The organism is Bacillus suaedaesalsae (genome assembly GCF_016890225.1).
In the GTDB taxonomy this organism is placed as follows: domain Bacteria; phylum Bacillota; class Bacilli; order Bacillales; family SA4; genus Bacillus_BS; species Bacillus_BS suaedaesalsae.
Genome location: NZ_JAFELM010000027.1, coordinates 30,845 through 48,597 on the forward strand (window position 1 = coordinate 30,845; position 17,753 = coordinate 48,597).

General features: G+C 35.7%; 22 protein-coding genes and 1 pseudogene. 13 read left to right on the forward strand and 10 right to left on the reverse strand.

What is annotated here, in order from left to right:
- The first annotated feature begins 11 nt into the window (after positions 1–11).
- A complete protein-coding gene (locus tag JR050_RS08780) occupies positions 12–749 on the forward strand; it encodes an amino acid ABC transporter ATP-binding protein (RefSeq protein ID WP_204203132.1) in 738 nt (245 codons plus the stop codon).
- Between the two features lie 658 nt (positions 750–1,407).
- Here the strand turns inward: JR050_RS08780 and JR050_RS08785 are convergent.
- Positions 1,408–1,611: an alpha/beta-type small acid-soluble spore protein gene (locus JR050_RS08785; RefSeq protein WP_149219640.1), complete on the reverse strand. Its 204-nt coding sequence runs from the start codon at positions 1,609–1,611 to the stop codon at positions 1,408–1,410.
- Positions 1,612–1,879: 268 nt separating this feature from the next.
- On the opposite strand from JR050_RS08785, the gene JR050_RS08790 reads away from it, so the two are divergent.
- Together JR050_RS08790 and JR050_RS08795 are read left to right on the forward strand one after the other, a co-directional pair.
- A complete protein-coding gene (locus JR050_RS08790) occupies positions 1,880–2,122 on the forward strand; it encodes a hypothetical protein (protein ID WP_204203133.1) in 243 nt (80 codons plus the stop codon).
- A 60-nt stretch (positions 2,123–2,182) separates the two neighbouring features.
- A complete protein-coding gene (locus JR050_RS08795; protein ID WP_204203134.1) occupies positions 2,183–2,317 on the forward strand; it encodes a DUF4023 domain-containing protein in 135 nt (44 codons plus the stop codon).
- Between the two features lie 81 nt (positions 2,318–2,398).
- Here JR050_RS08795 and JR050_RS08800 read toward each other — a convergent pair whose 3' ends face one another.
- Together JR050_RS08800 and JR050_RS08805 are read right to left on the reverse strand one after the other, a co-directional pair.
- Positions 2,399–3,496 carry an ABC transporter ATP-binding protein gene (locus JR050_RS08800; protein ID WP_204203135.1) on the reverse strand — a complete coding sequence of 366 codons (1,098 nt, stop codon included), beginning with the start codon at positions 3,494–3,496 and terminating at the stop codon, positions 2,399–2,401.
- A gap of 121 nt (positions 3,497–3,617) precedes the next feature.
- The gene (locus JR050_RS08805; protein ID WP_204203136.1) at positions 3,618–4,508 is read right to left on the reverse strand and encodes a PucR family transcriptional regulator; all 891 of its coding nucleotides are present in this window, start codon (positions 4,506–4,508) and stop codon (positions 3,618–3,620) included.
- A 158-nt stretch (positions 4,509–4,666) separates the two neighbouring features.
- On the opposite strand from JR050_RS08805, the gene JR050_RS08810 reads away from it, so the two are divergent.
- From JR050_RS08810 to JR050_RS08840, 7 genes and pseudogenes are all read left to right on the forward strand, one after another.
- Positions 4,667–5,092, forward strand: a complete 426-nt coding sequence (locus JR050_RS08810; protein WP_204203137.1) for an SRPBCC family protein — start codon at positions 4,667–4,669, stop codon at positions 5,090–5,092.
- Positions 5,092–5,415 (forward strand): ArsR/SmtB family transcription factor, encoded by a 324-nt coding sequence (locus JR050_RS08815; protein WP_204203138.1) that lies wholly within the window; start codon positions 5,092–5,094, stop codon positions 5,413–5,415. Before JR050_RS08810 ends, JR050_RS08815 begins: the two co-directional genes overlap by 1 nt.
- Positions 5,416–5,663: 248 nt before the next feature.
- Positions 5,664–6,323: an oxidoreductase gene (locus JR050_RS08820; protein WP_346726729.1), complete on the forward strand. Its 660-nt coding sequence runs from the start codon at positions 5,664–5,666 to the stop codon at positions 6,321–6,323.
- A gap of 78 nt (positions 6,324–6,401) precedes the next feature.
- Entirely contained in the window at positions 6,402–6,812 is a 411-nt protein-coding gene (locus JR050_RS08825; RefSeq protein WP_204203139.1) for a PAS domain S-box protein, read from the forward strand.
- A 17-nt stretch (positions 6,813–6,829) separates the two neighbouring features.
- Positions 6,830–7,306: pseudogene (locus tag JR050_RS08830) on the forward strand (GGDEF domain-containing protein); the annotation flags it as partial.
- A complete protein-coding gene (locus tag JR050_RS08835) occupies positions 7,276–7,695 on the forward strand; it encodes a GGDEF domain-containing protein (RefSeq protein WP_346726730.1) in 420 nt (139 codons plus the stop codon). The pseudogene JR050_RS08830 and the gene JR050_RS08835, both read left to right, overlap by 31 nt.
- Before the next feature lie 49 nt (positions 7,696–7,744).
- Entirely contained in the window at positions 7,745–8,125 is a 381-nt protein-coding gene (locus JR050_RS08840; protein WP_204203140.1) for a VOC family protein, read from the forward strand.
- Between the two features lie 347 nt (positions 8,126–8,472).
- Here JR050_RS08840 and JR050_RS08845 read toward each other — a convergent pair whose 3' ends face one another.
- From JR050_RS08845 to JR050_RS08870, 6 genes are all read right to left on the reverse strand, one after another.
- The gene (locus JR050_RS08845; protein WP_204203141.1) at positions 8,473–8,658 is read right to left on the reverse strand and encodes a hypothetical protein; all 186 of its coding nucleotides are present in this window, start codon (positions 8,656–8,658) and stop codon (positions 8,473–8,475) included.
- 75 nt (positions 8,659–8,733) lie between these two features.
- Positions 8,734–8,943 (reverse strand): YheE family protein, encoded by a 210-nt coding sequence (locus tag JR050_RS08850; protein ID WP_204203142.1) that lies wholly within the window; start codon positions 8,941–8,943, stop codon positions 8,734–8,736.
- A gap of 66 nt (positions 8,944–9,009) precedes the next feature.
- Positions 9,010–10,131: a YheC/YheD family endospore coat-associated protein gene (locus JR050_RS08855; protein WP_204203143.1), complete on the reverse strand. Its 1,122-nt coding sequence runs from the start codon at positions 10,129–10,131 to the stop codon at positions 9,010–9,012.
- The gene (locus tag JR050_RS08860; RefSeq protein WP_204203144.1) at positions 10,128–11,486 is read right to left on the reverse strand and encodes a YheC/YheD family endospore coat-associated protein; all 1,359 of its coding nucleotides are present in this window, start codon (positions 11,484–11,486) and stop codon (positions 10,128–10,130) included. The genes JR050_RS08855 and JR050_RS08860 overlap by 4 nt, the downstream gene beginning before the upstream one ends.
- A 5-nt stretch (positions 11,487–11,491) precedes the next feature.
- Positions 11,492–12,562, reverse strand: coding sequence for a YheC/YheD family endospore coat-associated protein (locus JR050_RS08865; protein ID WP_204203145.1), 1,071 nt, complete (start codon positions 12,560–12,562; stop codon positions 11,492–11,494).
- Between the two features lies 1 nt (position 12,563).
- A complete protein-coding gene (locus tag JR050_RS08870) occupies positions 12,564–13,931 on the reverse strand; it encodes a YheC/YheD family endospore coat-associated protein (RefSeq protein ID WP_204203146.1) in 1,368 nt (455 codons plus the stop codon).
- Positions 13,932–14,040: 109 nt separating this feature from the next.
- On the opposite strand from JR050_RS08870, the gene JR050_RS08875 reads away from it, so the two are divergent.
- Both JR050_RS08875 and JR050_RS08880 read left to right on the forward strand, forming a co-directional pair.
- Positions 14,041–15,174, forward strand: coding sequence for a DUF445 domain-containing protein (locus JR050_RS08875; RefSeq protein WP_204203147.1), 1,134 nt, complete (start codon positions 14,041–14,043; stop codon positions 15,172–15,174).
- A gap of 55 nt (positions 15,175–15,229) precedes the next feature.
- Positions 15,230–15,583, forward strand: a complete 354-nt coding sequence (locus JR050_RS08880) for a YlbF/YmcA family competence regulator (protein ID WP_204203148.1) — start codon at positions 15,230–15,232, stop codon at positions 15,581–15,583.
- A gap of 27 nt (positions 15,584–15,610) precedes the next feature.
- Here the strand turns inward: JR050_RS08880 and JR050_RS08885 are convergent, their stop codons facing one another.
- Positions 15,611–16,588 (reverse strand): alpha/beta hydrolase, encoded by a 978-nt coding sequence (locus tag JR050_RS08885; RefSeq protein WP_204203149.1) that lies wholly within the window; start codon positions 16,586–16,588, stop codon positions 15,611–15,613.
- Between the two features lie 213 nt (positions 16,589–16,801).
- Here JR050_RS08885 and JR050_RS08890 point away from each other — a divergent pair, with 213 nt between their 5' ends.
- Positions 16,802–17,653: a Cof-type HAD-IIB family hydrolase gene (locus JR050_RS08890; protein ID WP_204203150.1), complete on the forward strand. Its 852-nt coding sequence runs from the start codon at positions 16,802–16,804 to the stop codon at positions 17,651–17,653.
- The last annotated feature ends 100 nt before the right edge of the window (positions 17,654–17,753 follow it).

The following is a 17,753-nucleotide window of genomic DNA, read 5'->3' on the forward strand; positions in this document are numbered from 1 at the left end:
AGTTTCACCCTATGATTGAGATTCAAGATTTACATAAACAATTTGATCACTTACATGTATTAAAAGGAATTAGTCTCAAGGTTGAAAAAGGCAAGGTAGTCGTTGTAATTGGTCCTTCAGGATCGGGGAAAACAACCTTTTTGCGATGTCTAAATATATTAGAAACTCCAACTTCAGGTGTGATAAGTATTGCAGATTCTAAGTTAGATTTTACAAAAAAAGTACATAGAAATGATATCCTATCCTTTCGCAAGCTAACAGGAATGGTATTTCAAGGATACAATCTGTTTCCACATCTTACTGTTTTGGAGAATGTATTGGAAGGACCGGTTACAGTTAAAAAGATATCCAAAAGTGATGCAAAACAAAAAGCAGAGGAATTGTTGAAAAAAGTTGGATTACAAGAAAAAATGGGAGATTACCCGTATCAATTGTCAGGCGGACAACAGCAGAGGGTAGGAATTGCAAGAGCACTTGCAATGGAACCAAAAGTAATGCTTTTCGACGAACCAACTTCAGCATTAGATCCTGAATTAGTTGGGGAAGTACTAAAAGTTATGAAAGATTTAGCAAGTGAAGGAATGACAATGGTTGTCGTCACACATGAAATGAGGTTTGCAAAAGAAGCAGCTGATGAAGTTATTTTTATGGATCAAGGTGTCATTATTGAAAGAGGAGCTCCAGCTGAACTATTCAGCCAGCCAAAGGAAGAAAGAACAAAACAATTTCTAAATCTTATACAAGCATAAAATAAAACGGTATGAAGGGTACCGTTTTTATTTATGTTTGTATTGGTTCACTTTATAGTGAATTTTTGTTTCAAAAGGTAAAAAATATCATAACTTTATAAGCGTTTATCTTGCTTATCTTCTAAATTAAGTAGTTAATCGACGGAAATGGATTATATATAGCGGAGTAAAGGTAGCTAAGTTGAATCATCAACCATCGAGTACATGCTTATATCAGCGATGTGGCTAACTTTTTGACGATTCACCTCATTTATCAGCGAAGTTTATCTAACAATTAAAGCTCAACTTCTCTCCTTAAATTCCTGCAGGGTCCAATAATAAACCTTAGGCTTATGAAGTGCAAAATAATGATCATTCAAAATAGTGAGGGCTATGAAGCTTACGAATTTCCAATCCATCACTTCCATATAACCTCCTCCTTCAAGGTTACTATATGAAAATGATTAAGTTTTTGTGCCAGTCTACTGGAGAAAGAATAGCATCCCTTCAAAAAAAATCCTACGACTTTTATCATTACATTTCAAAATTGAAAAATATTCAACAACTTTAGGCAATAAACCTTTAAAAACTACGGAATCCCTACACCTTGATTAAAAGCCCAAAAAAAGAAATCCCAAGCAATTGCTTGGGATTTCAAGCCATAGTATTTAATTGTTGATTAGCGGATAGATCCACCAAGTTGTTGTTCAGCCATTGATACTAAACGCTTAGTGATTTCTCCACCTACAGAACCGTTTGCACGTGAAGTAGTGTCAGCGCCAAGGTTTACACCAAATTCGTTAGCGATTTCGTACTTCATTTGGTCTAGAGCTTGTTGTACTCCTGGTACTAATAATTGGTTTGAGTTGTTGTTGCTTGCCATGATGCAATCATCTCCTCATAAATTTTTTTGGTTGGGTTAGCTGGAATTGAACCAGTATGCGAAGCATGTTCGCCGCCGCCTGGCTCTAACCCATCGAGTAAAGTGTGTTGCTTGCTTGTTTAATTGTATTATGAGTCGAATTCGGGGTTACTATTCAAAAAAAATGTAGAAATTGTTACCAATTTTATATTAAGTAGATGACATACATAATGAAGAGCCAAACTCGTGAAACTACAGATAATGATATAGTCAAAAACAGAGGTGACTTATGGGAATATGTCCATTATGTAATGGGTTTGAAGTGTTAGCGATTAGTTGTGAATATTGTCACTCCGAGGTAGAAGACAAGGGGCGTGTCATCGATTATTTCGATGATTACAGTCCTTATATGGAAATTGAAGATATGAAAAAAATAGATGGATATAGTCAAACTCATCAAGATCAGCAATGTGCTCATTTGTTAGTTTGTCCATTATGTCATCAAGAACAAATATACTTTGTAAAAGAATAGAATGAATGTAGTAAAAGATGGAGAAAGTATAAGCAGTCCAATATTAAAGGAGGAATTATAATGGAAAGTACACATGAATTCGTAGAGAATTTACATGAGAGACAAGCGAAAGATGAAAAGAATAAAAAGAGACAAGCACAAGGACATGAGGACGAAAAGCTTCCTAATAATCAAAAAAGTAATGGGAATCGTTAATTAATTAAGTTCAAATTGATAAAAAAGTTGGTAAAAATACATTTAAAACCCTCGTAATTGTACGAGGGTTTTAAGTGTTTATTAACGAATACGCAATTCAGTTTCTTTATCAAAGAAATGACACTTGTTCATATCAAGAGCTAAGTCAAGCTTTTGAGAAGGCTTGATATCTGTACGGGAATCAACACGTGCCACGAAGTCTTGACCAGCAATGTTAGAGTAAAGCATTGTTTCTGCACCCATAAGCTCAGCTACTTCAACTTCAGCTGTAACCGTTGTGCCTTTTGAAGATTCAATGAATACAGGCTCGTCATGGATATCTTCAGGACGAATACCAAGGATAATTTCTTTACCAACGTAATTTTGCTCACGTAATGTTTTCATTTTGCCTTCTGGGACAGTTATCGTAATATCTCCAACAACGAACTTACCATCTTCAAGCTTACCGTATAAGAAGTTCATAGCAGGAGAACCGATAAATCCAGCAACGAATAAGTTTTCTGGCTTATCATATACTTCTTTTGGTGCACCAACTTGTTGGATAATACCGTCCTTCATAACAACAAGGCGAGTTGCCATTGTCATCGCTTCTGTTTGGTCATGCGTTACATAAATTGTAGTCGTTTGTAGACGGTTATGAAGCTTTGTGATTTCTGCACGCATTTGTACGCGAAGCTTAGCATCTAAGTTTGATAATGGTTCGTCCATTAAGAATACTTTTGCATCACGAACAATTGCACGTCCTAATGCAACACGTTGACGTTGACCACCAGAAAGAGCTTTTGGCTTACGGTCTAGATATTGCTCAAGACCTAGAATTCGAGCTGCCTCTTGTACACGACGATCGATTTCGTCTTTTGCAATTTTACGTAATTTTAATCCAAATGCCATGTTATCATATACACTCATGTGAGGGTATAATGCGTAGTTTTGGAATACCATCGCGATGTCACGATCTTTTGGTGCAACATCGTTTACACGCTTTTCATCAATGTAAAAGTCACCTTTTGAAATTTCTTCAAGACCAGCGATCATACGAAGAGTTGTAGATTTACCACAACCAGATGGACCAACGAATACGATAAACTCTTTATCTTGAATGTGAAGGTTGAAATCTTCTACAGCTGTTACTTTGTTATCATAAATTTTATAAATATTCTCTAAGCGTAATTCTGCCATGAATATATTCCTCCTAAAAGCTGAATTCTAAAATCTACCTTTATTTTAACCAAAAACTGTACGAGTCGATATGTAAAAGGTGCACAAAAAAAATACATGCAATTGTGCATGTATACGAAAGTTAAAATTTTTTACTTAATATTGCCAAATATACAACTAATGCACCTTGAAACGATTTTATATCAATGCCCGTTTTTTCAATGAATTTATCGACTCTATATTGCAAGCTGTTCCGATGCATGAATAACGTTTTGGCTGCTAATGAGATATTTAAGCCACATTCAATAAAAGTTTTGATATCTTGCAGTTCATCGTTTGTAATGTCACGAGTACATTGTTCAATACTTTTACGTGTATCAACCGTTGCATCATGAAGTAATAAATATGGGATAAGCTCAAACGATTGGATGACTGTTTGGCTACTATTATATTGCCTTGATAAATGAGAGCAATGGTTTTCAAATTCATACAGTGAGTGCACATGTTCGTCCACTTTGAAGTAATCTCCAACATACAGGTATACATCTGTATAAAAGTCTGAAGTAATGGCATTTCTCCAATCAATCAATTCACTTTTTGATACAGCCTCTTGATCTTTCTCCTCTATAATTACACCTGAAATAGAGTTCATCCATATGACTGTATAATGACTTAATGATAAAAACGATAATGCCTCTTCAAAGGCTATTTTGTCTACTTCGTTTTGCAACTGAAAATGTATAAATCTCATAAAAAGTGATGGAGGATAATGTTTTTTTAAATGTGTTAATGAGTTTCCAGCTTTCGTATGTAATACCTCTTGCCATAGGGCTTGAAGAGGTGTGACATTATGAGCAAGATGGATCGGAGTTAAAAAAACAGAAAGCACATTCCTATTTTTTGAGTCCAATTCATTTTTGTGAATACCAATGTACTGACCGTCCTGTAAACGATAATATTGCATTTCGGGATTTGTAGGTAATTTTTCTTCGAGAACTAGGCTAGGAAACTCTTCTCGTAATTTCTCTATCATATTAACGTTCCTTTATGTTCGTATTTTCTTTATTATATCAAAGCTAGATAAAAATATAAAAAGAGGCAAAGATGATGAAGGTACAATTGACATGTAACCAAAAGGTTTCGTATAATTATTACGAAACCTTTTGGTTACATATAAGGAGGAGGATATACATGAGTACACAAACACCTGATATAAAAAAACATGCAATCTTTAATGCAAACATAGAAAAAGTTTGGAATGCGGTAGCAACACAAGAGGGGATCAATTCATGGTTTATGCCGAACGATTTTAAACAAGAATTAGGATCTCAATTTACCATTCAATCACCTTTTGGACCACAACTGTGTAAAGTTGTTGAACTAAATCCTCCAAACAAGTTAGTTTTTTCGTGGGGCGAATTTGGTTGGCGAGTATCATTTGAGTTAAAAGAAGTGGATGGTAAAACAGATTTCACGTTAATACATTCTGGTTGGGGCCCACAAGACGAGCTTGTCCCAGGACCGGCTAATAAAACACACCTAGATATTAGAAATACGATGAACGGTGGATGGGAATCTATTGTATACGATCGTCTACGTGAAGTAGTTGAAGGATAATGTTAGCACAGCAACAATATGATGTATTTCAAGCAATCGCTGATCCAACAAGACGAAAGATTTTACGTATTCTTGCAGAAGAAGAACTACCAGTAACGATGATCAGTTCTCACTTTCCGATGAGTCGAACTGCTATTACGAAACATTTAAAAATATTAACTGCCTCAAACTTAGTGAGTATGGAAAAGATAGGTAGAGAAGTGAAATGCAGACTACAACCAGAAGCCTTACTTGAACTAAAAGAATGGTTAGCGTTTTATGAACAATTTTGGGATAACAAAATATCAATGTTAAAACATTTAGTTGAGAAGGATGAAGAATAAGAGAGGGGCTTTACTTCAAGTGAGGTAAAGCTTTTTAAGTTTCAGTTTATCTTGTTTATAGGCTTTGTTGATTTTATGTTATTAATAGTTGATTGTAGTTGTAGTAGTAGGTACGAGTAAGAAGAGGGCAGCTAATATTTTTGCAAACAAATAGTGAAAGAGAACTTAGGAAATCAACAACATTGTTTAACAGACCCTTCTAATAAGGTAATATGAAGAAAATGCCTTTTAGAAAAGAGGAATATTCAGTGGGAAAAGAAGCGTTAGTAATAGGAGCAACTGGTCTTGTCGGAAAAAGCTTAGTTCATAAACTTCTAAATGAGCAAGCTTATAGTAAAATCACGATTCTAGTTAGAAATGATTTATCCATTCGACATTCAAAATTAAACACTGTTAAGGTAGACTTCGATAGGTTAGAAAATAGGAAGGATGAATTTGCTGTCGATGATGTATTTTGTTGTCTCGGTACAACAATAAAAAAAGCTGGTTCTAGGGAAGCGTTCCGAAAAGTTGATTATGACTATCCAATTCAAGCAGCTATACTTGCGAAAGAACAAGGAGCGAATCAATTTTTAGTAATTTCGTCAATGGGTGCAAGTCTGGAATCACCGTTTTTTTATTCTCAAGTAAAAGGAGAACTAGAAGGAAAACTGAAGTCCATATCATTTTCAGCATTACATATTTTTAGACCTTCATTATTGTTAGGAGAGAGAGAAGAGTTTAGATTTGGTGAAAAGGCAGCAGAACTTCTTAGTAAGGCATTACCGTTTTTATTTACGGGAAAAATGAACAAATATAAACCAATCTCGGCTGATAGAGTAGCTGAAGGATTGATAAAGGCAGCTTTACAAAATGAAGCTGGTACACACTTATATGAATCAAATGATATAAATACTTTACTATACTAAAATGTATGGAAACATTGTATAATTAAAAATGGGAATGTTTGCTAATGTCTAATAACAACGTATTGTGAGGAAGAAAATATGAATTCCAACTATACAATAAATGATTTAGGAAAAGCTACTCAATCTGAGCTAGAGATTATTTGGAACAATTCAAATGATGCAATCTTTTTGATAGCTCCAACTGGTGCAGTATTAAAGGCAAATCCAGCCTTTGAAAAAATGCTTGGCTATTCACCAGCAGAGCTAGAAAAAGACCCTGTTCCGCCTATATTGCCAGCACATTTAATTAAAGAACAACAACCATTTTTGGAGCAAATGAAACGAGGAGAAGCTCGAGAATATTATGAGGCGCAACGTGTGACTAAAAAAGGTCATTTAATTGATATCGTTGCAAGTTACAGGCCGTACCTTTCTGAAGCAAAAGAACTTCAATTTATTGTTGCTATGTATAAAGATGTAACTAGGCAAAAGGAAATTGAGAGACGATAAATTGAAGTGAGAGAAAATATCGCTTTATAACAGAAAATACCACTGATCTAATACAAGTATTAGAGGAAGATGCCTCAGTTTCTTATATTTCACCCTCATCAATAGAAATTTTACAATTGAGTCCTGATGATATGATTGGCAGAAATCTCTTGGAGTGTATCTATGAAGAAGATAAGAAAAAAGCGAAACTTATGCTAAGTAAGTTAAGTGAAAACAAGACTTCCGATGTTTTTGAAATTAGATATGTAACGAAGGATTTGAGGCATAAGTGGTTCGAAGTTAAAGGAACGTGTGAAAGAGATAATAATGAAAAACGATTTATATTAGTATCAAGAGATATAAGTGATAGAAAAAATTATGAGGAAGAACTAAAACGGCTTGCTTTTCACGACCCGTTAACCGGTTTACCAAATCGTCGTTTATTTATAGAACAACTGATGAATGAATTGAAAAAACAAATAAAATTCATGAATCCTTTACGTTATTTTATCTAGATTTAGATAATTTAAAGAAAATTAATGATCAATTAGGACATAACATTGGAGATAAAGTACTGATTGAGTTTGGCGAAAAGTTAAAGCAAACTGTTCGAGAGACAGATATTGTCTGTAGAATGGGTGGGGATGAGTTTGTTATTTTAGCGTCTGGTTGCAATCGCGAGAAAGCAGATTTGTTTGCAAAAAGAATTTTGAATACGTTAACATCTCCAATAATGATACATGACGAAGAATTATATATTTCGACTTCTATCGGAATTTATGTAAGTAATGGAGAAGATAATCGACAAAGTCCAGAACTAATGATTAAGCTCGCGGACGATGCCTTATATATTGCCAAAAATAACGGTAAGAACAGATATGAATTTAGCAATGACTATCAATAAATGGTAGTCTTTTTTTAAATGAATACAAAATTTGAAGGAGTGTTTAAAAGTGAAACTTGCAATGAAATATGTCATTATGTATGTTAATGATTTTGAAAAAACGATGAAGTTTTACAGGGATATTTTACAGCTACCTGTAAAAGGGGAGCACGGTACATACGTGGAATTTGATACAGGTGCAACTACGCTTTCTATTAACACTCGTGAATCCTTTAAAGATATAACTGGATTAGAAACGCCAGTAGGATCGATGCGCTCACAAACTTTTGAACTTGGCTTCGTTGCACTTGATGTAGATGAGACTGTTGAGAATTTACGGAGACAAGGTGTGGAAGTTTTACTAGAGCCTGTCACGAAGCCATGGGGACAAACTGTCGCGTATGTGGCAGATCCTGATGGTCATTATATTGAGATTTGTAGTGAAATGTAAAAAGAGGTTGGGACAAAACTAAAACACGATACTCTAAAGACGAACAATTTCAAATTAGATAGGCTTTTAATACACCTGTTAATTTCCACGCAAGACTTCGCTTTCCGCGGGCGGTTGGTGAGCCTCCTCAGTCGTTCCTCCCTGCGGGGTCTCACCTAACTCGCTTCTCCCGCAGGAGTCTTCGTCTTGCACTCCAATTAACAGCTAGAACATACTTAAAACAATACGTAGTCTCAAACAAAACAAATAAAAAATCCGAAATCATTCAAATCCTATTAAACGAATTTGAGATGATTGTTCGGATTTTTTTTAGCCGAAAATATTTTTGGCCCAGCCTCTTTTTCTAATTAATCTTCATTAGGCGGTGCTTCTTCAGGTAAATGAATCGTCTCCTCAATATTGACCATATCTCCTCTACCATGAACAGATCCACCTGATAGTCCTTCGTTAATCATACGGTCAACATCTAAGTAGGCAAATTCTTTTCCTTCGTTTTCTAAGTCTTCACGGAAAGTTGGTTTCTTTTTAGACATATTAATCTCCTCCATTTCCTTTTACCTTGTGTAAATGAACAGGAGTTTAATACTGGAAAAAATTACTGGAAAAAATTACTCGTAAACGTGAAATAGCATTAATTCATGAACTGCAGAAATCACGTTCTGTAAGTCATCATTTGGAGGAGCTTGTTCTTTCCATTCTATGTTTCCATCTTTATGATACGTCGCTTCGAAAAGTTGTCCTTTATAGTAAAAACGGATATACCAACCTGGTAACGATTTGTCTTGAAACAAAGGCTTGTACGAAAAGTGTGATAACATTCAAACCGCTTCCTTCTCTTTTTTCTTTCATCATACTACACAATTAAAAAGAGAGGAAAGCAGTTTTCACTTTTCTCCATTTTGCTTCGAGAAAAAAATAAACAATTCAATTAGATTCTTTAAACCTTTTCTTCGTATATGATCTTCATCAAATACCATAGGTTTAGAGTTCACTTCGAATATATACAAATCACCATTCTTGCCTTTTCCAACATCCATTGAAAACTCACCTATGTTCGCGTATTGGTTGGTGAGTGTTTTTCCGATCTCGCTTGCTAGGAAGTTTAGAGTTCTTTTATCTTCTTTAAAGGGGAGCTGAGAGAAGGATAGTATTTTCCCACCTGCTGGAACGTGTGTAGTAACTTGTTGATGACCAGATTGCCTAACTCCGATTCCACTCATTACGAAATCTGTTTCGTTCTTTCGATGAACAAGTACACGATAATCAAAACGAGATCCGTTCCAATTTAAAGGTGCGACAAATTGTTGCACAATATAATCTTTATCTAACATTGGTTGTATCCATCCATTGATTAATTCAATGTCTGAATGTATCTTGAGTTTGGTATCAATTGTTTCTATATCCCATGAATCATCGTCATTCTTTTTGACAACAACAATGCCTTTTCCTCTCTTCCCCTTACAAGGCTTCAAATAAACAGACTGAAATTGCTGAATCATGTCATGAAACGTCATGATAGAATCTAGGTCACATGTTACTGGAAGAAAAGGTAGTAAGTTTTCATTTGAACAGAGTATAGTAAATACTTCATCCTTGTGGAAAAAACAATCATTAAAAAAAGGGATGTTACACGTGTTTAAGAAGTTTTTTAGATTTAGGAACTGCTTGGTTTGCTCCATTTTCCGAAGGGGAACTCTGTTATATACAACACTTGGAAGTGGGAACCGATAACTTCTCCAACATTCGTTTTGAAAATCATATACATAACCTAAGATTTTCTCAGATGAATAGGTAGAGGGAGTAAAGACAAAGGAAAGTCCTCCAGCGCGCTGCAATGTTAATTGAATTCTCTTGAACGCTGCTTCATTGCCTAAGAATGCCTTTTGGGTACTAGTTCCTGCTAAAATTCCAACTAACGGAAAAAAGGAGAGGGGAGAGGAACGAAAAGGTAAGTGCTCCCCCCACGTAATGTGTTCATTGTTGGTCTGAAAAAAAGACGTGCTCATTTGTAGTGTACCTCTTGCCGCTCTAGTTCGAGTCTTGTTAAATAGATAGCAAAAGACATTGAGAGCTCACGCGTTAGTCGATCTTGCATGCGGAGTTTTGGATGTGAAAAGATTGAACGACCAGGTTTAGAGTTCGCTTCAAATAACCATATGTGACCTTCGCGATCTAATCCAATATCAAACCCAATTTCACCTATACATCCATTTGTTCTCTCTGAAATTGCCTGACTAAATTGGAGAACAGTGTTTTGAAGGGAAGAATTTAATTGCTCATACGTTTCCTTAGCTGGAAAGAGCTCCTCCAACGTCTTAATCATTCCTCCATTGTTAAGGTGTGTCGTTACACTGCCACGACCAGCTATTTTAGCGGCAAGTGCCGTCATCCGCCACGTCCCGTTTTCATCTCTATTCGTGTGAATACGGAAATCAACAGCACGATTTTCATAACGAATTAAATCAATTCCTTGTTGTACTAAATATTGATCTAAATTTTTATGTCTGAATAAGTAAGAAATTAGCTTTTTTAAAGATGAAAATTTCTGCAACCTGTTTTCCTCACCATCTTTATAACGACAATAATACGTCCCTTCATCTGACATCACGACTTGATAAATGCCAAGTCCAAGACTACCGTTAGCTGGTTTAATATACACATGCTTATGCTTTTTAACCATTTGCTCAATATCCTTAAAACTCGGTTGATAGAGAGTTTCAGGTAGATATTTATTTAAATGTTTATCCTGAATGAGCTGTTGATATAAATCCCATTTACTAAAAAAGCCAGGATTGTACCAAGGAATTAAATATTCAGACTGAAGTCTATGCTTAATTGATTTAATACCGCTATGATTTTCCGTTCGACGATTTGGTAAGCGATCATAAATGACGTTAGGAAGTGGGATGTTTTGTTTCGTCCATCCCTCTTTTTCATTATAAAAATAACCAGTTACTGTACCTTCATCCCAATTAATTAAATGTGCACCAAACACAAATGCACATACACCGACCGATTTCTCAGTAGATAAGAGTTTTGCGAAAAATAACGATCGTTCCCCAATTGGACGGAGTAGAGAATCCGTAAATCCTGCAGTGAAAATCCCGATAAGAGGCCCAATATGAAAAATATCATGATGAATAAAATAATGAAGAGTTCGATGAAGTGGAAGATTTAGTTCCGAAATAATGTCAGAGCTCATGTATAACACATCACTGTTATCTGAATGAACAGTGATAGAGCAATGTAGTTGCATTGTTCCAAATCCGATCCCACCGAGTGAGGTACGAAAAAGTTGTGGTGGTAATTTGACCGTCATTGTCTCACCATGGAGTTCTTTTACCATGACAGTATTTTTCATTGTGTTCACTCCTTTCGAATGGTTGTTTGTTGTAACTCAAGATATTTCATATAGTCTGTTATTGACGTATATAATTCTTTGTTTTCTTTTATCGTATTAATAACCTTTCTACCAGGCTTTGAATTTAAATCTAGTAACCAGACAGCACCATTGGCACTCACTCCAATATCTAACCCTAGTTCAAATAATCTTCCAAACTTTTCTTCTAATAATCTTGGAATATGAGTGATAATTGTATCAATTTCCTCTAGAATTAATTGCTTTTGGGTAGGCTTCCATTCATTTATTAGCTCTTCAAAGGATAAAACTATACCACCATTTTGCAGGTTTGAAACTAATCCGTTTTCAGTTCCAAGTCTTACTCCTCTTCCGCGCTCACCCCACTTTCCATCCTTGTTTTTTTGCAAGAGAATACGTATATCAAATGGTCGGTTTCCTTTTTGAAGGTGTAGGTAACTTTGTGATAAGTAGTTTGTTTCGGAAAGAAGTTTTTCAATAAATACTCGGAATTCGTTTTGCTTTGCGAACGTTTGATAAATATTTTCACCTTTACGTTGATAGTGTAAGTTGATACCGTTCTTTACTAGTTTTATGTGTATGATTCCATTCCCGCCTGAACCTTTTACTGGTTTCAAAATGACCGATTTATTCTTTTTTAGTAGTTTTATAAGCTTAGGATAAGAAGATACAATGTTTGTTTCAGGTAAATATGGGGCAATTGTTTCCTCATTAATTAGATTTTCGTAAACCTCCCATTTGTTGGGCAAACCATATCCTAAAAATGTCGTTTGTGGTCTTTGCTTTAGCCATTTAACAATCGGATCACATTTTTTAGAGAGAAGCTGATCATTATAAAAACACCTGTCGTAAATATAATCAGGAATAGGAAACGTCGTCTCCTCCCAGCTTCCCTCTTCATGATGATAGAAGTAGCCGTGAACAAGTTCTGTTAATGGATCAATATCTAAAGGAGTAAAACGTACAATGTTGACTGTATCAGGGGCATGGGAGGCGATGGCTGTAAAATACGAGAGTTCTTGATTTTTCCGGATTGTCATCAAACCAATAATTTTCAAATTAATTCACTCCTCTAAACGGATTCGCTAAATAAAGACAATAGTTAATAACTGACCTTGCGGATGGACGTATGGTTGTGGATGGAGTAGATGCGTCCATATTTTTCGAGGGCTTTGTATTCACCTCAATAATCCAAGGCTTACCGTTTTCATCAAGCGCTAAGTCAATTCCAAATTCACCAAACAACCCTTCTTCTGATTGCCCAATCGAGGAAGCAATTTCAATCGCGAGCTCATGTAGCACTTTTCCTACTGTTATCGCTTGCTTTGGGTCTAATAATTCTCTTAAAACCGACTGTACTTTTTGAATTTCTCCCCCTCTTGCAATATTGGAGACAAACTCCTTTGGGGAGGAAATCCTTGCAACTGAAGACGTTACTTTCCAGTCATTGCTTGTATTTAAATGACAGAGAAATCGAAAGTCAAGAATTCGATTTTCATATCGAAGTAACGGAATTCCTTGTTGGATAATAAATGCTCCTTTTAACCGTGGACGAATTGCTATGAAAAGGTCATGTGTTGTTTCATAGCTTTTTTCAATATCTCCAGTAAACGTCGTATAATCAAGGATATATTCCTTTCCATTGTCCTCTATTCGAAAAATCTTTCTTCCCTGGCTTCCGTGAATTGGTTTTATATACACACTTTTATGTTGTTGTAAAAAGGTATCTAAGGTAGAGAAGTTCAATAATAGTTCTGTGTGTGGCAGGTACGCTAATAAATGATCCTGCTGAACTAGGTGTTGATGTGATTCCCATTTGTTCAAGAAGTGGTCGTTGAAAAAGGGGATATGTTTCTCCTTCAAGTACAGCGTGAATTGCTGATATTCAGTTGATTGTTCTCTTTTTCTAGAATGAATTCGGTTGTGAACAACGTGTGGCCACGGAACATCATGCAACTCCCAGCTTTCTCCGTTCCACACATATCCCTTTAAATTAGGTTCATGATAATTCTTTAGTGAGAACACGTAAAATAATGTTTCATTTTTAACACAGTACGTCGCTAGTTCCACGCAAAATTCATGAACTGAGCCAAAACTAACACCATATTCTGTTTCTTTTACCTCGGTTAGTAACCCGATGAAAATCCCTAAAGTGAAAATGTCTAATCCTTCATGAAGATATAAATGTAAGGAATGAGTGAGTGGCGGAAGCTGTAGATCCCTAAAAAGCGACTCATCCATACGAATGGATTGCTGGATATCAGAAGGAATAAATGTTACTTGCACACTGTTATCTCCACATTGAATTTTGTATTTTTTACTAGTAGATATAGACCATTTATAAAATAACACTTCATCCATTTCAATTTCTCTTGGAGATGAGGTCACTTGTTTTTTTTCTATTTTTACTTTTTCACTAACAATCATATGCAGCCCTCATTTGATTGAGATGATGACAAGCTCTATAATATAGGCAAATGCTGATATCGTATCGTATGAATGAAAGCAATAGTTGGTGAAAGGTAGTGTTTATTTAATGGTGTTACTAACAATCGGCATGATGGTGGTCATTGGAGCAATTATAGGTGGGGTTACGAACCATCTTGCAATTAAGATGCTTTTTAGGCCACATCAGGCGAAATACATTATGGGGAAAAGAGTTCCATTTACTCCAGGCTTAATTCCAAAACGGAGAGATGAGTTAGCGGTACAGATGGGAAAGTTAGTGGTAGAGCATCTTGTTACAGCAGAAGGGATTAAACAGAAGTTTCAAGAATCAAGTTTTATTAACGAGCTAACAATACTCGCAACAAATGAGGCGACAAAATTCCTTCAATCAGATAAAACTGTCTTGGAACTTGCGGATGATCTAGGAATAAAACAAATTGACGATAAGTTAAATGAGAAGTTAAAAGATGCGTTAGAAATTAGAATAACTCGTTTCTTACATAACAGTTATAACAAGCCGCTTCATGAACTATTTCCCTCTCAATTACTTGAGTCAGCTGAAGAGAAAATACCGTCCATTAGTGAATATATCACGTTAAAAGGAGCCGAATATTTTGAAAGTGAAGAAGGAAAGGCTGCTTTAAAGAAGATGATTGATGACTTCTTATCGACAAGAGGGATGCTGGGCAATATGATTCAAATGTTTTTAGGACAAGGTAGCTTAATTGAAAAGGTGCATCCAGAGATTGTAAAGTTCATGCAACATCAGGGGACGAAAGATATTATTACAAGAATGATAAGAAGAGAATGGAACAAGCTGAAGAACAGGAAATTAGAGGAATTTAGTTCTTTTCTTTCAAAGGAACAAGCCGCTTCGCTTATCAAGAGAAAAATTATTCAAGAACTTTCTGTCTCAACACTAACAAGAAAACCGTTAAAAGAAATAGTTGCTCCAGTTCAAGCATATATAGTTGAGAGGGGCATTCCTTTTTTAGTTGAAAAAGCGGGAAGTTATTTGGCTTCACATACAGATGTTCTTCTGAAAAAGTTACGAGTTGAAGACTTAGTTCGTGATCAAGTTGAAGGGTTTTCCGTTGATCGTCTTGAGGACATGGTTCTATCTATATCTAAAAGAGAATTTAAGATGATTACGTATTTAGGAGCAGTTTTAGGTGGGATTATTGGATTATTCCAAGGAATACTAGCGATTGCTATCGGGTGAAAAACAGTACACAGTTTGTTATAGTGAAAGAGTAGCTTAAATGAGGAGGGTGAATATGTCTACAAACTTATATGATGTAGCGTATGATTTAGAAAAAGCGGTTAGAGAAAGTAATGAATACAAACAGTTAAAGCAGCTCTATGATGATGTCAATAATGACCCATCAGCTAAGCAGCTTTTCGAAAGCTTCCGTGATATTCAGCTGCAGCTTCAACAAAAGCAAATGTCTGGTCAAGAAATCTCACAGCAAGAAATCGAGCAAGCTCAACAGCAGGTAATGATCGTTCAGCAACATGAAAAAATTTCAAAACTAATGGAAGCTGAACAACGAATGAGCATGGTAATCGGTGAGTTAAACCAAATTATTATGAAACCTCTTGAGGACTTATACGGCCCAATGCATCAATAAAATATTTCGTATCAAAAATGACGCGGTCTATGACCACGTCATTTTTGATATTGGTGTAAACATAAAGTCGCCGTACATATATTTGTTTAAGAACTCAATGATCCGCTCTTCGTATTTATCTTTTTGATGGTTATAATTCCGAATGTGCCCACCTTTTTTTGTAATCCATATTTCAGCGTTAGGCGCATTGTTATAAATAAGCTCGCTTTGTTTATAGGAGATGGCTCCATCTTTCGTACTATGAATGAGCATTAACCCTTTATTTTCATAACGTCTCGCAGCAATATATGGCTTCACATCAGATAAATTTAAGTCTATAAATACATTCTCTGCTACTTGAACCATATACTTGCTCACTTGGTTCGGCAATCCAGTCCAGTACGTAAAGCTTTCTTTCGTATAAGTTTCTAAATCTGCAAAAGGACTGTCTGCAATTACTGCTCGAACATTGGGTGACTCACTTCCAACAATAATCGAGGTAGATGCCCCCATGGACCAACCTATCAATCCAATTTCATGAATACCTTTTTCATGTTTGACGAAATGGATGGCTGATAATAAATCCGTTTTTTCTTTACGACCAATTGTTGTAAATCTTCCACCAGACTCTCCACTGTTTCTAAAATCGTACATGAATACATGAAACCCTTCGGAAGATAACCGTTTCGCTAGCTTTAACGTTTCAATCGGCATACTCTGTCTGTTGTCACCATAGCTATGAGAGAAAATAACAGCCTTTTGTGTGATGAAATCCCGTCTAGTACTTGGAATCCACCAGCCTTTTAATTCCACTGAATCTGAATTGTTATAAAAGGTAATTTCCTCATATTCAAGGTGATATTCAGAAGGTAACTGTGAGATTGCTAATCTCATAGGATTCATAACTTGATAACCAACATATATCGAAATGGCAGTGATTAAGATCATGAAGAATAGGAAAGCGAGAGATATATTAAGTAGTAAATTCATCACTTTTTCTTGTCTAAATATTATGAGAACGTGCATTTGATATTCACCACTTTTATAGTTTGGTCTCTTTATCATAGTATAAATTTCATAGGTTGTACTTGTGCAAAATAAGGAAGAAATGTTGACTGTTGGTAGTAGGAACATTAATTGTTAGAAGGATGGCGGAGAATGTAAGTGTGCAGGCAAGTTCTATTCAGTCCATACTCGTCATAATTTTAGGTAAGTGATTCTTGAAAGGGGAAGGTTCATATGTCACATCGTATGCTTGCCATAAATATTGACGGAACACTACTTCGTTCCAACGGGCGTTTGCAAAAGGGGATTAAAGAAGCAGTTGATTTTGTCAAAAAAAGAGGTGTGTACATCACCTTAGTTACGAACCGTAATTTTCCCTCTGCAAAAAAAATCGCAAAAGCATTGAAACTGGACGGTATTCTCGTTACTCATGGTGGTGCATTCATTGCTTCAAGCATTGACCAGCCAATTATAAATAGAAGAATTTCACAAGAAAAAACATTTAATCTCGTTCAAGTGCTTGAAAACTTTGAATGCACAATTCGTATTTTACACGAGAGATATTCACTTGGAAATCGAGTAAACTTGAACAACAATATTGTGGCAAAAGCTGTTTTTAATTCTGGTGACCCACTCTTTTATCCGATGCAATTTGTAGAGTCGTTAGGAGATACATTACGTGATGAACCTGTCTCGACTCCGAAAATAGATGTCTATTTTAAAGAACAAGAGGAATTAGAACGAGCAAAAGTAACCATTGAAAACGCATTTGAGGGCATTCATGTATACACTGATAGAAAGTTAAAGCTAGAAGTTGTATCAGAGCCGATGTCTAAGGATAAGGGGTTAGAACTTCTAGCCGGATATTTAGGTATTGATTGGAAGGAAATCGTCGTAATAGGAGATTCAAGTAGTGATTTGAAAATGATTGAAAGAGCAGGCTTAGGAGTTGCAATGGGGAATGCAACAGACGAAGTCAAACGAGCAGCTAAATGGGTAACGCGGACCAATGACCAAAACGGTGTATCCTATATGGTTATGACACACTTTAGAAAACAGCTTTCGATTACAACGAATAAACAATAGTTTTTGAGGCTGGGCAAAAAGTATACTCGGTGAAGAAAAATCTGAACAATCATCTCAAATTCGTTTAATAGGATTTGAATGAGTTCGGATTTTTTTATTT